Origin of the sequence: Streptomyces sp. NPDC051136, assembly GCF_044455745.1 — a bacterium.
Taxonomy (GTDB): domain Bacteria; phylum Actinomycetota; class Actinomycetes; order Streptomycetales; family Streptomycetaceae; genus Streptomyces.
The window spans coordinates 292,272-308,109 of sequence record NZ_JBITFE010000001.1 but is presented as its reverse complement, the minus strand read 5'-3'; the positions used below and the strand labels follow the sequence as shown (position 1 = coordinate 308,109).

The 15,838-nt window shown below is 67.4% G+C and carries 7 protein-coding genes and 1 pseudogene; 1 reads left to right on the top strand and 7 read right to left on the bottom strand.

The annotated features are described in order from the left end of the window. Positions 1-326 precede the first annotated feature (326 nt). Together ACIBCJ_RS01240 and ACIBCJ_RS01235 are read right to left on the bottom strand one after the other, a co-directional pair. Positions 327-1,823, bottom strand: coding sequence for a UvrD-helicase domain-containing protein (locus ACIBCJ_RS01240; RefSeq protein WP_365978841.1), 1,497 nt, complete (start codon positions 1,821-1,823; stop codon positions 327-329). After that, positions 1,801-3,930 carry an AAA family ATPase gene (locus ACIBCJ_RS01235; RefSeq protein WP_365978927.1) on the bottom strand — a complete coding sequence of 710 codons (2,130 nt, stop codon included), beginning with the start codon at positions 3,928-3,930 and terminating at the stop codon, positions 1,801-1,803. Before ACIBCJ_RS01235 ends, ACIBCJ_RS01240 begins: the two co-directional genes overlap by 23 nt. A gap of 122 nt (positions 3,931-4,052) precedes the next feature. Here ACIBCJ_RS01235 and ACIBCJ_RS01230 point away from each other — a divergent pair. Further along, positions 4,053-4,737 (top strand): annotated as a pseudogene (locus ACIBCJ_RS01230) (IS5 family transposase); the annotation flags it as partial. Positions 4,738-4,772: 35 nt separating this feature from the next. Here ACIBCJ_RS01230 and ACIBCJ_RS01225 read toward each other — a convergent pair. The 5 genes from ACIBCJ_RS01225 to ACIBCJ_RS01205 all read right to left on the bottom strand — a co-directional run bounded on the left by ACIBCJ_RS01225 (position 4,773) and on the right by ACIBCJ_RS01205 (position 15,760). Next, entirely contained in the window at positions 4,773-8,216 is a 3,444-nt protein-coding gene (locus ACIBCJ_RS01225; RefSeq protein WP_365978842.1) for a hypothetical protein, read from the bottom strand. A gap of 530 nt (positions 8,217-8,746) precedes the next feature. Continuing rightward, entirely contained in the window at positions 8,747-11,476 is a 2,730-nt protein-coding gene (locus ACIBCJ_RS01220; RefSeq protein ID WP_365978843.1) for a TerD family protein, read from the bottom strand. Continuing rightward, positions 11,466-13,439, bottom strand: a complete 1,974-nt coding sequence (locus tag ACIBCJ_RS01215; protein WP_365978844.1) for a DEAD/DEAH box helicase family protein — start codon at positions 13,437-13,439, stop codon at positions 11,466-11,468. Before ACIBCJ_RS01215 ends, ACIBCJ_RS01220 begins: the two co-directional genes overlap by 11 nt. 101 nt (positions 13,440-13,540) lie before the next feature. Beyond that, complete coding sequence (locus ACIBCJ_RS01210) at positions 13,541-14,116, bottom strand: hypothetical protein (protein ID WP_365978845.1); 576 nt, start codon at positions 14,114-14,116, stop codon at positions 13,541-13,543. Positions 14,117-14,623: 507 nt separating this feature from the next. Continuing rightward, positions 14,624-15,760, bottom strand: coding sequence for a tyrosine-type recombinase/integrase (locus ACIBCJ_RS01205; RefSeq protein ID WP_365978846.1), 1,137 nt, complete (start codon positions 15,758-15,760; stop codon positions 14,624-14,626). Between the last annotated feature and the right edge of the window lie 78 nt (positions 15,761-15,838).

Sequence of the window (15,838 nt, the reverse complement as noted above, 5' to 3'; positions counted from 1 at the left end):
TGCACTTGGCCTGCGACGCAAAGCGGGCAGCCAATTGTCATTCGATGCAGCCTGGCGGCAGGCACGGATGCTGACTGCTCCAGACGAGATGGTCTACCGGCTGCACGGCCACCAGTTCCCCATCGAGGACGAAGGAGACCCTGCACAACCGGACAGAGGAACGTACCGTCTCCCGTGATGGTGACGGTGAAGGCGTCCCATCCTCCACGCTTCCGGCCGTCGGCGGGCGCCTGAGCCCCAACGAGAAAGCGAGTCTCAGAGCGATGGCCGTATCCCGGCGGCCTGTGGGGAGCTGGCGTCAGTTCCGCTCTCGACGCAGTAGGCCGTCATAGTTCGTTTGCCGGGACAAGTACGGTGCGTGTTCTGGCCCGAGTGAGAGCTACGTAGAGCTTGCGATGGTCTTCGCTGTCCGCGCGGAGGCCTTGTCGTAGTACTGCGCACTCCGCATCAGTCAGTCGGACTCCGACGACGTCCCATTCTCGGCCCTTGGCCTGATGGGCGGTGAGGCCAGGGACCAGGCGCGAGGAGTTACGGAGGCGAGTACTCAGGTTCTTCAACCGCGCTATGTGGGTGGCGTGTGGCCTTTTGGGGAGAGGGCGGTCGGTTTCGGTGGCAACAGCCGCGTTAAGGGCGGACCAGACTTTAGCTGTGTCGGTCGTGCCCTCAAGGTCGTCAACGATGGACTGAAGGAGAGGGCGCAGGCGTTGCGCCGCGTCGTGGGTGATGCCGAGGGTGATGAGAGCGTCGGCGTGGAAGGTGGCGTCTTCACCGAACATACGCTGGGTGACTTCGCTGAGCACCAGGGTGCAGGCTGCTTCTTGAATGTTTCCAGTGGTTGACTTGTAGGCGAGGGGCAGGACATGAGCGCCTGCCTCCCACAAGCTCTTCCATTGCAGAGCGATTAGGACATCCGCGGTCTCGGCCGGGCCCTTGGGGAGTATCTGGCCCAGTCCTGCGCGCAGTTCGGCGGCCAGCAGTGCTTGTCGCGGGCTCGTCCATCGAAACGAGGTGTGCAGGTCCCGCTGGACAAAGCGGGCTTCTTGCGTCAGGGCGGGGACTTCTTCGGGGCGGGCGCCGCGGAAGGCGTAGAGGGCCTGCCACGGATCGCCGACAACGGTGACTTCCAGACCTGCGTCGGCGGCGAGTCGTACGAGGGCTAGGTCGAGTGCGTTGGCGTCAAAGATCTCGTCGACGATCAGAGCTCGCGCTGTCTGGGCGAAGCGGGTGCGCACCACGTCGCGTACGCCGGGCGCGTCCAGGGCTGTTTCGAAGACGTGGCGTGCGTCCTGGTGGGTGCAGTACCCCTCGCTCAGCGCCGTGCGGACGTCGTCTGCGTTCGGCCTGTTTGCTTTGCTGGCACGGCGAACGGTCTGGGCCACGACCTGTCCTGTCCTCAAGACGACGGTGGGCTCCCAGTCGCTCCACCGAGTAGGCAGCAGGACCCGCCAGTGGTCGACGACCGTGAGCTCGCGGTGGTCTGCGGGCCAGCGCACGTGGCCGGTGTGCAGAAGGTGGGTGAGCAGCTCACACACGATGGTGTCGAGTGTGACGACGCGGTGCGGCCAGTCAAGGACGCTCCGCCCCCAGTGGCGCAGCACACGGTCGCGGAGCTCGGCGGTTGCGGAGCGGGTGAAGCTGACGGCAACAACCGCCCGTTGGTCATTGCCATTGAAACGCTGGACGCCGAAGCGTTGAGCGGCCACGGTCGTCTTGCCGGAACCGGGGGCAGCTTCGATGTAGACGCGACGGTGCGGCGTCGCCGCCGCGATCAGTTGCTCAGTGGTGAGCGAGTCGGCGGTGTCAGCTCTGGTCATCGTCGCCATCCCCGTACGGCGGGTCCCCCCAGGGAGCGTCTGCCCACGGGTCAGGGTTCCGAGTTGCGACTGCCCAGGGATCGGGGTCTGCGAAATGTGTCGGAGCGGTGGGCCACCCTCCGATCAGCGCAGACTCCGGTGGCGGGGCCGGTGCGTCGAACGGCGCGATGTCAGGAACGGCAGGAGACAAGCCAGAGGAAGCGTCCTCGCGCTCTGCTTCATCCGTCTTCGAACCGTCGTCGCCCGGCGGGCCTGCGGGATGGGGGAAGAGAAAGTCGAACAGCTGCTGTAGATGGTCCGGGACGTGGACGGGGTCACCGCGGTCGATCGCGTCGCTCAGGCGGAAGGCCAGTGCGTCGGCGAAGGCCGCCTTGTCCTTCTTGTGCGGCCCCTCAGAGGTATCAGGGGCTCCCTTCTTCCCTTTCCGTTTACTCTTGAAGAGATCATGCACCGTTTGCGGGGTGATCGGTACAGGAGCCGCTGCGTCGATGTCACGCAACGCTGTCCTGATGAGCTGCTCGTTTCCCTGCGTGATGGACGGCTCCAGCGTCGGGTGGCTGATGAAGGCCTGTACGACCGCCGGATCGTGCTCGGCGAGCCAGCTGGGGGGTTCGGGCTGCTCGGCGAACGGCTTGTCACTGTCCCGCAGCACCGCCAGCCGGGTACAGATCTCTGAGCCCTTCGTCGCCAAGAGGCGAGAGGTCCATGGTCCCACCTTGGTTCCGACATGCATGATGCTGAGCGCCTCGACAAAGGCGCGCTTCGCCTCGTCCGTGCCGGCCCAGGCTCGGCCGAAGTCCCGCAGCAGGGCTGCCTCGGTCACGCCTTCGACGACGACGAGCCGTTCGGCGAACAGCGCGGCAGAGCGGCTGGCGTCCATGTGCAGGCGGGCCATACGCAGCGTCTTGCCCCGCTCGGTCATAGCAATTTCCGCGATGGGCCGACAGACCCGCTGGCCCTCCGGCGTGCGCCGCACGACGACGAGGTCTTCGGGGGCGCAGGAGGTGATGATGTCGGTAGCGTGACTGGACAGCACGATCTGGAGTTCGGGACGCTCCCGCACGGTTTTCCGCAGATAGCGCACCAGAGCATGCTGCAGTTGAGGATGAAGATGAGCTTCGGGTTCCTCGATGACGACGGTGGCGTGGAACTGGGCGCGAGGGAAAAAGGAGTCTGCCTCGGACTCGGCCTCTGCCGTGGCCTGTGCGTTTCTCTCCCTGGCCAGTCGTTCCTCATCGGCCAGGGACAATCCCTCGACATCTTCGGCCGGGTCCGGCGCCTTCGCTGCAGCCGCAGCGCGGGCAGCAGAGTCGGGTATCGCAGCCAGCGTCACCGCCATATGCAGCAGGTTGACGTAACCCAGGCCCGAGACCTCCAGTGGGCGGGCCGACGAGCGCCCTTCGACAACGGCCAGCATCAGTTCCAGCACCCGCGCGAGGTAGGAATCGTCTATCACCTGACCCCGCACGAATGGCCACTGACGCTGCACCCCGGAAGTAAGCGCGGCGAGATGCGCGCTGACGCGCTCCTCAACGGCCGCGATGAGCCCGTCCTTGGCAAGGTTCTCCAAAAGTCGGGAGGCCTTCACCCGCAGTGGCACCAGGCTGCGGCTGCCGTCGAGACGCTCCTGCTGGGATCGGAGCAGCTCGATAAGGATCCGAGTCTCACGACGAGCCAGCTCGTCCAGGGGATGCCGCCAAGCCGGCAGGTAGATGAACTTGAACGGGTCAGTCCCCAGACCGCGTTGCAATATGCGGTCGTGGTCGACCCGGGCACGGACCGTGCCCAGGTTTCGCTCGAGGTCCGAGAACCACTTCTGGGCAACGCCGTCAGCAGGACTGTGCCAGGTGTCGCGGATGTGCTGCCCCAAGGGGCCCTCGGCCTCCATCGCGGGTTCCAGCCGGTACTGCACCTCGACCCCCGGCGTGCCACCGGTGCCCAACACGGCCGAACTCTGCCGGGGCAGCAGGGGAAACCGGCTGGTGTGCGCCAGGTACAACGAATCGGTGATCGTCGTCTTACCGGCCCCGTTGGCTCCGATCAGGACACTGAAACGCCCAGGCAATTGACAATCGATCTCCCCTTCGGCGCTCGCCCTCAGACCAGCAACCTTCACGCGGTTCAAATACAACAGTTCCCCCCAGACGCTGATGGTGCAACAGCTCTTATCATCCCTGCCATGACCGCTGCCCCCAGCCCCGCACCCCGCGGCGGCCGGGCGCAGACGACTCGCCGTTCTCGGCCTGGCGGGATTTGCCCGAACGCTATGGCCCATGGAAGACGGTCTTCGAACCCTTCCGCTGCTGGTCGGCCGATGGCACCTAGGACCGCCTGTTGGCCAACGCCCAGCAGCATTGCGATGCCGTGGGCACCGTCGACTGGCGCATCGTGACTCCACCACCGTGCGGGCCCACCAGCATGCGGCGGGGGCCCGAAAAGAGGGCTCTGGCCGGGCGAGGCGATCGGCCGGTCTCGCGGCGGACTGACCACAAGGATCCATCTTCCCTGCGACGGACACGACCGCCTTCTTGCCTTTGCCTTCACCCTCACCGCCAGGAACGTCAACGACTGCACCCAGTTCGAGGCAGTAATGGCCCGCATCAGGATCGCGCGCGCCCCGGGCCGGCCACGGTCCAGACCGGAGCAGGTCGCCGCGGACAAGGGCTACTCGTCCGTGAAGATCCGCGCCTACCTGCCCAGGCGATGCACCAGGGCGGCCATCCCGGAACGGATCGACCAGATCAACGGCCGTATCCGGCGCGGTGAGCGACGCTACTACCTCGACCGTGCCGCCTGCCGGTGCCGCAATGTCGTCGAACGCTGCTGCAACAAGCTCAAGCACCACAAGGCCCTGGCCACCCGGTACGACAAACGCGGCCGCCACTCCCAAGCCATGGTCATCCTCGCCTGCCTGCAACTCTGACTCCCTGACATTGCGGACACGACGTAAGATTTGTTCTACCGGACTCGCACCAAGACGCGGACACTGTGCCGGGGGTCCTTGCCAAGACGGTCCAGAAGTCCCGCGACTACTGGTGGAGCGTCACGGCCTGCATGAGCTGTCGCCGCTTCGGCCAGAGTACGGCGCACTCGGACGCTCGGGTCTGCGGCAAGACGAGCCGTGGTATCGGCAAAGCGCTGGGGCTGCTGCATACACAGCACTGCGCTGAGCTGCCGAACCGTGACATGGCTGTGGTCGGCCAGAGCGCGGGCGTCAATGTCCCCTGTGACGTCGCTTGGGAGGCTGTTGAGTGTCAGGGCTGCTTCCTGGACGTCATGGGCATCGTCGCTGCGCAGGAGTTCAACTGCCTGTTCTTTGACCCATTCCTGCTCGTCAGCTGTTGTCGCTGAGGCAGCAGCCAGGCGCAGTCCGGGGCCGCGCAGCGACGCGGATCCCAGGTTGATCTTCAAGGTACTGAGGGGGTGGGCCTGGCCCGTGAACTCGTCGAGTCGGCTTCCGTCGAGCGCGCCCAGAACGAAGGGCTGACTCGCACGGAAGGTGGTGCCCTTGGTCTCCGATTCCTGGTCGACGACGAGATTGCGAGCGCCGATCAAAGCGTCCTGCCGGTTGGACGCCGACTCTCGTCGATCACTCGCCACGGCAAGGAGCTTGTTCAGGCAGGCTCGCTGATCATCGGAGGCGAGGTGACAGACCATGGCCGAGTCGGGAACCATCGTGCTACCCAGGGACATGGAGTTGGGCTCCGGCTCAGGCCGACTCAGAATGCGATCCCGAGCCGTCCTGGCGCGCTCCTGCACGTCGGGATGGCCGGGGGTGAGGGCAGCCTGGATCACGTTGGACAGGTAGTGTTCCCGCTTGACCAGCTCGTCGGCTCGCCCGCGCAGGGTGTTCTGTTCGTCATCGCTCAGCGGGCTGCAGGAGGCAGTGCCGACAGCCGAGCTGTCGCCCTGCGGCCAGGCGCCCAGCAGGCGCAGCGTCTGATCCCTTAGAAGTACGTTCAGAGCTTTGTCGGTGTGGACGTCGGCGAGATCGAACAGCCTGGTGAGGGCGCGCATGGCGAGTTCGGGGTGTGCCATGGCGATGGCCACGCATGCGGTCGCGTGCTCGTCATCGGTGTAACTGTACTGATGGGGTTGGCGGGGGACGTCGGAGCTGAGCAGGTCCAGCAGTGCTGCGGCCTGTTCAGGTGAGCTGCGCGAGGCGAGAGCGCAGGCGCTCTTCGCGGCCTGCACGGCCAGGGACCGTGTAGGCGAATCGACGAGTTCACCAGCCCTGCCGCGTACGGCCAGGTCCAGCATCTCCTCGAACAGCTCGTGGGCCGCCGCGTCCTCGCCCAGGTCGGCTTGTGCCGCAATGAGGGCTGCCCGTGCACGCAGGACCCACCACGGCTGGCTCACGCCGGGCACCAGGGGAAGCAGTTCATCTCCCATGCCCTTGGTGAGCTGTTCGAGCTTCTCGCTGCTTCCGGCGCGCTGGTAGTAGGCCGCCGCCAGGGCGGGTTCGCTGTGATCGCGGTAGAGGTCCGCGATCACCGTCACGGCTTCGCTCTCGTCCGCCCAACTCCCGGTGACCACGCTGTCGGCCAGCCAGCGCCGAGCCGCAAGGACCGCCTCGGTGGGCTTGCCCCTCACCAGCGCCGACATCGCCTGTGCTCTGGGATCCCGGATGCGGTCCAACAGACGACCGGTGCCCGTCGTGCGCAGTGCCTGGGCAAGGCGATGCTCGTCATCGATCTCGGTCATCCACGGTCCGTACCGTGCGTTGGCCGCGCGGATGGCGTAAAGCCAGTCGGCGGCCTCTTCGGCAAGTCCCGCGTGGATGCCGTCCTGGACGGCATCCCTCCAGTTCTCCACTGCTTCCTCTGCCCGGCCTTCGAGGGCGCAGCGTCGCGCCTCGCGCGCACTGACGAGTGCTGCGTGACGGCCCTTCATCCGGTGCCGTCTGGCCTCGCGGAGCAACTCCTGCCGTTGCGCGATGTCGTATTCGGCTCGCAGCAGACGCAGGCGCACAACAATGTCCTGCGTCTGTTCCGTTACTGGCTGGTCTTTTGCCTGTGCGAGGGCTGCGCTGATGAGGCCGTCGAGTTCCTCGAGCGTATGGAACTCGGTGGCGAGCCGGTACTCGCCGAGCATAAGGACCAGAAGCGGCCGGTAGTCGGGGGCGTGTTCGTCGCCGGCTTCCAGGGCGGGGGCCAGACGGCTCATGGTCAGAGGGTGGGCGATGTCCTGGGCGGCCGCGTTGATGAGGGCGGCGTGACGTGCCGTGACCGAAGCCTCTGGTGTGCGGGAGCTGGCCGCGTCGCGGGCGAACTGCTCGAGCTGGTGGCCCAGGATCCGTGCCTGATCGCTGTCTCCGTGGTGGAGTGCGGCTGCGGCAAGTTCGGCCGCCAAGCCGGCTGCCTCGTCGAACAGACCGCCCTCTTGGAGCGCCTCGAGCTGCTTTTTCCGCAAGACGGTGGCATGTCCCCGGTACCCGGCGACGTACAGCCGGTGCGCCAAGTCTCCGTAGAGCCTGGCTGACTCCGCCGGTGCCTCGGTCCGCCTGCTGTCCGCGGCCCGCAGCATCGGCGCCACATCATCTGTGTTGAGGGGCCCGATGAGGACCCTCTCGGCTTGCTCCTGCCGGTCCGGCGGTGGAGCCGGCACCCCTGGCAGCGGAGCGCCCGTGCAGAAGTCGGCCGCCGTCTCCCGCGTCCAGAACTGGGCGACGATGTCGCCGCAGTAGCGCAGGTGCTGGTTGATCTGCTCGGCTCCCCACAGGTCCAAGTCGAGATCAGAATATTGGAGCTGAAGCGCGGCCAGCTCGTCGGCCAGCTGCGTGGCCTCGGTGGAGGCAGAAGTCGCCACAATCAGACGGCCTGCATCGAAGGGACGCCGACCGACGGCGAACTTCTCGACCGCCTTGCGCAGGTCCCCGGCGGTGAACGCCGCGTAGTCCTTGCACTGGATGACCGCGTAGTCACCCGTCGGCTCCCGACCAGCCAGGTCGATGCCGTGCTGCTCTTGCCCCTGGACCCCGTAACGCCGAAAGCGGATGTCCCGCAGGCCCAGTGCACGGCGGGCCAGGGCCAGCATCAGCTTCTCGAAACGGTCCCAGCCAAGATGCAGATCCAGATCCGCTCCCGCAGGCGTGCGCCCCGGGGAACCAGCCGGAGGAGGAGTGCGCAGGTTCGGATCTCCGGCACATGGCGCCCAGACGTCCGCGGCCGGTCCGCGATCACCGCTGGTGCCTTCAGGCTCTCGCAGTGTGCCGGATTCGGAGAGGTTCGGCTTTGTCACGACTGCATCGTCGCACCCGGCACTGACAACGCCCGAGACGCGGACAGGCGCGCGAAAACGCACGACGATGCGAAAGCGCACGATCAGGCGCTGATAGCTCAGAGATCGGCGGTGGATGCTGGCTTCAGCCGGCGTGCCGCTGCGTGGGATCGAGCGGCTCAAGACAGCGCGTACGAGAGGCGGCTGAAGGCGGGCCGTGGTGCGCTGGCCGGGGTGGGGCCCATCCAGGGATGCGGGGGTGACCTTGTCGTCACCTGCGACAGCCAGAGCCTGCTTCAGATGGGCCAGGTCAACCGCCCCGGCGTCGGGGGAGGAGGCCGCACCGACATCCACATCCAGGCCGCCACTGCTCCCGACGACCCGGCCCCGGTCACGGTTGTCCTCAAGTGCAAGGGGTGCTGGAACCCCACACTCCCCACGGCACTGACCGACCAACTGGTAGCCCGCTACCTGAGCCACTCCCGCACGGCCGGCATCCTCCTGGTCGGATTCTTCGACTGCGACATCTGGGACACCAACAGGCGGCCGGTCTGCTCCCCGGCCCACAGCCGGGGAGCAGATCGAGCAGCAACAGCACCAACAGGCCGCAGCCCATCGGCTTCCCGTGCAGGCCAAAGTGCTGGACTGCAGGCCACCAGGGCAGCAGACCTGACCATGACGACCTGCCATCCCCCACCCGCTGTGCGTCCGGTTCAAGCCTCCACATCGATGCCGTAGTCGGTGGCCAGACCTGCCAGTCCGCTGGCGTAGCCCTGCCCGACTGCGCGGACTTTCCAGCTACCCGTACGGCGGTAAACCTCCACCGCGACGGCCACCGTCTCTCCCCCCGTGAACGGCGGCGGCACGAAGGACAGCCGGGCGCCGGACGGCTGAGTGATCTGTGCCTCCCACACGGTGTTCTGGTCCAAGACTGCGCCGGGCGGACCCTCGGGATCGACGCTGACGACGATGGCGATGCTGCTGACGCCTTCCGGGATGAGGCCCAGCTCGGCAGTGACGGTCCCGCCGTCAACGCGAACCCCGTCTTGGAAGGGGTGGTTGTAGAAGACCAGGTCGTCATCGCTGCGGACTCTGCCCTCGTCGGTGAGTAGCACTGCGGACACGTCCACGGGCACGCCGGAGGCAGTGACGCGGATGGCGGCCTCTTCGGGTGCCAGGGGCGCGTTGGCTCCCTTGGCCAGCATCTGCTGTCCGCCGTCCCGAGGGCGGACCACCACGGTCGAGCCGTCAGCGAGGGAGAGGCTTTGTTCCGAGGCAGAGCTGATGCCGGTGAGCGCAGCGAGAACCTGCTGGAGGCGAGGCCAGCCCTCTGCCTCCTCGCCGGGCCAGGGCCAGCGCAGACGCTGGGCCCCGAACTGTTTGGCCGTCGGGGGCTGCCCGAGGGCCTCCTGCAGTTGCAGATAGCGCAGACTCTCGGCGGCCAGCCGGCCAAGCTGCCACTGCCGCTGGGTCTCCTCCGGCCTGTTCAACCACGTGTCGTGGTCGACAGGCTCACCCCCCAGTGCCCGATACACCCGCCGGGCCACGTCATATCCGTCGCCTGTCAGCAAATGAGCAGGCTGTTCCTGCTCGGACGGTGCCGGCTCGCCGATGGCTGTGTACAGCGCTCCCAGGTCGCCGCCGGTCCAGTGGTTGGCGGTTTCCGTGGCGAACCGGGAAAACTGGGTGAGTGTGGGCGGCTTCCCTTTGGCAGCGACGTGCCGGTGGAGCTGGTGCGCGACGCTTTCCAGCTCGGTGCGCCACCGGTGCTGCAGGTAGGTTGCGAGGTGCTGTTCGGTCCAGGCACGCCGGTAGAGGGTGATGAGGTCCCGCACCCCTTCGAAGCCCTTGCGGCGGGTGCGGCCGCTCATGCCGGAGGTGAAGATCACCTGACCGTAGGGAGTTTCGACCGTGCTGCTTGTGCTGTCGGTGATGTCCTCCTCCGGCCCCAGCAGCTGTTCGGCAGCAGCCAGCTCGCGGAAGAAGGACGGGTCGACGGGGCAGCCCGCCGCGCGCAGGGCTGCCAAAGACTTGCTGTAGTAGCGGTCGGCGCGGCCCAGGGTGGTGCGGGAGTACGGCCCTTCGCACACGAACCAGGCGGTCAGACCCACGCCGTGCCAGAACTCGCCCGCCGGACCCAGCGCATCGGCCATGATCCGGTGCGGCCGCGGATTGCTGACGATACGGCCGGGATACCGCTGCAGCGTCACTGTCGCCCACAGCCGTCCGACCTCATCGAGGACGTCGGCGGGCAGACACTGCTGGTACAGCTGAGGGGTGAAACCCTGCTCGGTCCGCGACAGACTCATCAGTTCCTCGTCGACCAGACCCCACAAGGACGGCATCCCCGGCGCCTGGACCGCATGCGCCTGGTCGAAACCCGCCCACCAGCGACGCAGGGCAGCAGTCCGCTCCTCCACCGGGGACACGGAACTGCCCCCGCCGAGGAAGGCGGCCAGCATGGCCTGCACCTCGGCTTCCGCGATGCCCGCCTCGGCAGCAACGTCGGCTGTCTGGACGGACGTGCCCACATACAGGCGGGGCTCAGGAAGAGCGGTGATGATTTCCTCGTCCGGGTGGACAGGAGCCTGAAGGTAGTCCAGAGCGGCCAGCCAGTCGCCTGCGAAGTACGCGGAGACGACAGGCTGCAGTTCTTTGGTGAGTATCCGGCGCGCCAGGGCCGTGCCGGCCCTGGCCTTCTTGGCGAAGCCGGACATCAGGGCCTGGAGCTGCTGGATGCGGTGGCGGGCGACGAGTTGTGTGAGGTCGGCAGCGGCGAGGGTGTCCAGCAGCTCCAGGCGGGCCTGCTGCTGTCCCGCACGGTCCAGAGTCGGCCAAGCGCCGCCGTAGCGGAAAGCTTCCAGCGCACCGTCCCCAATGCCCAAAAGCCGGTAGCGCTCTTCGATCACAGTCCAGAACCGCTGCTGCTGCGTGGGCGGGAAGATGTCTCCCGCCGCTCGCAGCCGGACGGGCTGCAGCAATGTCTCGAACAACGGCACCAGCAGCGCCCACAGCAGGATGGTGTCCGCGCCCTCCACAGCGGTGAGCCGGGCGGTCTCATCGGCGGCCAGTGTCAGAGCGTGGCCGGGACGTTCCCGCAGCAGATGCGGCAGGTTGACCGCCCCCGCCTTCACGGACAGTTTCTCCGGCAGGTACCACGCGCCGCGCTTGTGCTGCTCCTGGACGCTGAAGAAGCCGGCACACAGGGCTGCTTCTGCTGGGGTGAGGGCCGTCACCTCGGCCCTGTCGGGGGTGTCGCGTCCCCGGCCGGGAGTGACGGTGGCCAGCGGCTGTCCGGCCAGGGCAGCGCCGAGCAGTCGGGCCGCCAGGGCGTCGAGCTCGGCGAACCGCTGCTGCTGTCCGGCCGCCGCCTCCAGGCGGAGGGCTTCTCCGGGGTCGGCCTGGGTGGCCGGATGCCACCAGTACGACGGGTCACGTGCCACCGGTCAGCCTCCACATGTAGTCGACGAACTGCTCGAACGGGACCGGGGAGGCGGTGCTCTGCGCGTAGACGGCGTAGCGCTGGGCCAGCAGCCGCTGCTCCCGCTCCGCCCGCCGTGCCTCGACCCGGTCCACGCCGTGGATCACACGCTCCTCGACCCGGCCCCGCTCGTACAGCACGAACGCGTCCATCCCGCCCTCACCCGCCGGGTTGGTCCCGTCCGGGGCACCGCCACGGCCGTCGAGAACGCTCTCCAGCATGCCGGTGTCGATCAGCGGTGCCTCGAGCAGGACCGTAGGGTCCATGTCGTTGTCCGCGCACAAAGCCTCCAAGTGCTCCTCCAGGCCGAGCTCTGTGTGGCAGACCATGTCCAGGTACTGCTGGTCAGGGGCGAGACGGGGGTGGCGCAGGACGCGGACGCCGCGGCCGGCGAATTGGTAGAACTCGCCGAAGCTGCCATACGGCCGCAACGGCACGACGACGGTGATGGGAGGGAAGTCGTAGCCCTGGCCGAGCATCCGCAATTGCACGATGCCCTCGAGGTCGCCCGCCTCCGACTCGAACCGGCGCCGTGTCGCGGCGATCGCCGAGGCCGGCATGCTGTGGTGCAGCGTGGCGCAGGCGATGCCGTGCTCCTCAGCGATCCGTGCGATCTGCTCAGCGTGGGCCTGGCCCATCGCCGCGAACAGCACCCGCGGCCTGATGGGGGCCAACAGCTTGGCCTGCATGTCCAGACACGCTCGGGTCACCGCCATCACCTGCCGGATCGGCGCCTCGGACTGCGCGGTGATCCGTGCCAGCTTCCGCTCGTCCCCCAGCACACGCAGCAGTGCATCACGGCCCACGACCTGCTCGCGCCGCCCGTCCGGCCACACCGCCTCATACACCGTCGACGCCGTCTCGGGTGCGAACCGGTGCACCCGCAGGTTCTTCGCTGCCCCGTCCGCGACGGAGTCCACCAGCCGGTAGCGATAGACGACATCCGCGTCGATCGGTCTGCCGTCCAGGCGTGTGAAGCACGCCGACATCAACAGCGTCCGCGCCTGCGGGAAATGTGCGAACAGCCGCTGGTAGGAGTCGCTGGCCGCGATGTGCGCCTCGTCGACCACGATGAAGTCGACGTCCTCCGGCTCCAGCTTCGCCAGCAGGTCCCCGCTCTTGTCCCCCGTGCCCAGGGCGTGGAAGTTCGTGACCACGATGTCCGCGGCCAGCAGCCGCTCACGGCCGACCCGGCTGATCTGCTCCCCGTCCGCATCCAGCACCAGCGTCGACGGCGGGCGGGCGCCGGGCAGCATCGGCCCGCCCGCCAGCCCGTACAGCACATTACCCGGCGCCCCCGCATCGAGCGCCGACGCGAAAGTGCCGCGGATCACCGACCCCGGAGTCACTACCAGCGCCCGCCGCCGGGTAAACGACAGCGCCGCCGCCACGCCCAGGGCCGTCTTGCCGGCCCCGACCGCCATCACCGCGGCCGCATTCCGGCCGCCGCTGGCGTAGTAATTCGCCAGCGCGACCAGCGCTTCGTCCTGGCAGGACCGCAGCGGCCCCCGGTCGACCCGTTCCCGCACCTCGTCGAAGTAGGAGCTCTCCGCCACTGGCCCGTACGCGCCTATGCCACGGGGCGGGCCGGCGGCAAGCATCGGGTTGCCGGCCATGTCCGGAACCTCGACGACCGGCAGCGCTGTCACCAGTGCAGCGAGCACCGGATCGCGCCGCAGCATCGCCTGCAGCTGGGCCACGCAGCGCGCCGTGTCCGTGCGCACCGCGTCGTAGGAGAACCGCAGAACCGTCAGGCCAGTGGCGGCCAGGTCGTTCTGCCGCAGCCGGTCGTAGGTGAATGCTGCCCGGTCGCTGTGGAACGCGAAGCCGTCCAGCTCGACGGCCAGCCGCAGCGTCTGGCCCACGATTAGATAGTCCAACCGGTAGGTGCGCTCCTGCACGGTGACCGGGTACTGGCTGTGCACCCGCTGCACGATGGCCGCATCTGCGGCAGGGGTGAGAACCCACCGCAAGAAAGCTTCCTCCAGGTAAGACGCGGCAGGCACGAGCCGTTCCAGCCCAACGCTCACCGTGCCCCGCCCGCCGTCGTGGTCTCGGCTGCCAGCGCACCGGCCTTCTCCGACAGCCGGGCCACTGCGTCCTCGCCCTGACCGAAGCGGACCAGTCGCCTCGACACCGTGAGTGCCTCGACGAAGGCGCCCTCGCGCTCCAGCAGGCCGATCAGCCGGGGCACAGAGGTGACCCGCACGAACCTTCCCGCCTCCATGTCCTCGAACGACACAGCCTCGGGCGCAGCCTCCATCAGCTCCAGATCCAAGAGGGCGAACACTTCGAGCAGTTCCAGTGCCGCAGGGTGCGCACGGCGTGTACTCCACAACCTCTCGACCGCGTTCTGCAAGACGAAGTGGTAGTCCATCGCCGAACCCGGAAGCTCCAGAGCCTCCCACACTCGAGCGATCAGCTCCTCGCCGTGTACGTCGTGCGCTACGTGCCGGCTGGCCGGCGTCGCAGAGGTGTGTCCCTCGGGGATGGGCCACATCGCGCTGCCGAACGACTCATCCGGGCGCACCCCCGCTTCGGGCAGCCTGCCACGGGCGACGCCGGGACTCCCGCCGAACGTCATCCCGGGAATCGACGCCATGCGCTCAAACCACGCCCTCACACACCCCGCCTTCCCGAGCTGGGCAGATCACTTCTGCGCCAGCCGCCCTCTACTCTGCAACAGCAGTTGTTCATTGTCGCAGCCCGCACACCAACGCACCGCCGATCTGAGCGACTTGCCAGCCCGACCACTGAGGTCCTCAAGGGATCAGCACTGTCACTCACCCGGCGCGGCTATCCCGGCTGCTGCCTGCTGGGGCACGCTGCGTCACTGGCTCCGTCCTCGCCGCGGTGACGGTGCTGCCGCTTCATCGCGGAGCCGCGAACGCGGGATGAGGACAGCCGAGGGGGACAGCCACGGTCCACAGAGCTGAGGGCACATGGGATCACACCTATAGGCAGACCCTCCCGGACCAAAAGGCTCTGAAGCGCAATTTCCTGCCTCTGCTGGACTGACGTAGACGCCCCTGGACGGCCTCTACAACCTGTGCCATGTGGTGCCGGTGCAGCCCAACCAGAGGGCAGCACGACAGGTTTCGCCACGGTGTCAAGCCGCGTCCCAGAGTCCCGCGTCAAGGACACGCGCCGCCTTGGTGATACTTCCCGGCATCAGGTGCCGGTAGGTCCGGTACGTCTCCTCGATCGACTTGTGCCCCATCCACTCGGCCACGTCCGTGATCGGAATGCCTCTGCCAAGAGCGTTAGAGGCGAAGTAGTGCCGGAAGCCGTACATCCCCATCCCGTCCACCACAGGCAGCTTCTCGAAGAGTGCGCGGACGCGCCGGCGTTCCATCGGCTCCGTGTAGTACCCGCTCGGCCCCCGCAGCAGATTCCCCTCCCGCGTGGTGCCGTGCTTTGCCTCATAGCGTTCGATCGCCTCCCGTACCGAGCGGGGCAGCGGAACCTCCCGGAACTCCCCCACCTTGCGATGCTTCAGCTTCGCCGGCCGGTGCGTGTTGGAGTGGATCTGCTCGTGCACCCGGTACACGTCATCCGCCACCAGATTGTTGACGTTCACGGCCCGCGCTTCGCCGTTACGCAGCCCGCACCCCACCATCATCACGATCTCCAGAGCAAGGTCCTCACCCGCCACAGCCAGAGCCCGCCTCACATAAGCCAGGTCCGGAATGACCACCCTCTGACGAACGTACTCTGGCTCCTGCACCCCCCTCACCGGGTCATCAGCCATCGCCCCCTTGTCATAGGCGTCCCGCAGAATCGCCTTGAGCGCACGCAAAATATTGACCTGATTACCCCGGCCGACACAGTCGGCCTCCAAATCATCCAGAAAGCGCTCCACCACCATCGGCGTGACGGATATCAACTTCCGTGACCCCAGACGCGGAACGATATGCACGTTGATGGAGCTGCTGACGTGCTCGCCCGTCGAGTACACGGTCATACGACGCTGCCGACGCAACCACTGCCTCGCGAACTCCGCGACCGTCTGCTGACCCAACTCCCGGCGCGCCTCCGCGACAGACGGCTCCGTGCGTTTCTTCTCCGCGTAGACCTCTATGAGGCGGTCGATCGCCTCGTCCTGCGTTGCGAAGCCACCCTCCTCAAGCTGCTTCCCCACGCCGTTACGGAAACGGATCGTGTACGGGTGCAGGCACCGCGTCGGCCTGGCACAGCCGCAGTCCTTGAAGAACGACCCCATACCGCGAGCGAGCTGACGAGCCACGTGACGCACCTTCCGAGCGGGAGCCGGGCACCTGCGCCCAGGCCCTCCGCCGCAGCGGCCACCAGGTCAGCAAGCCAG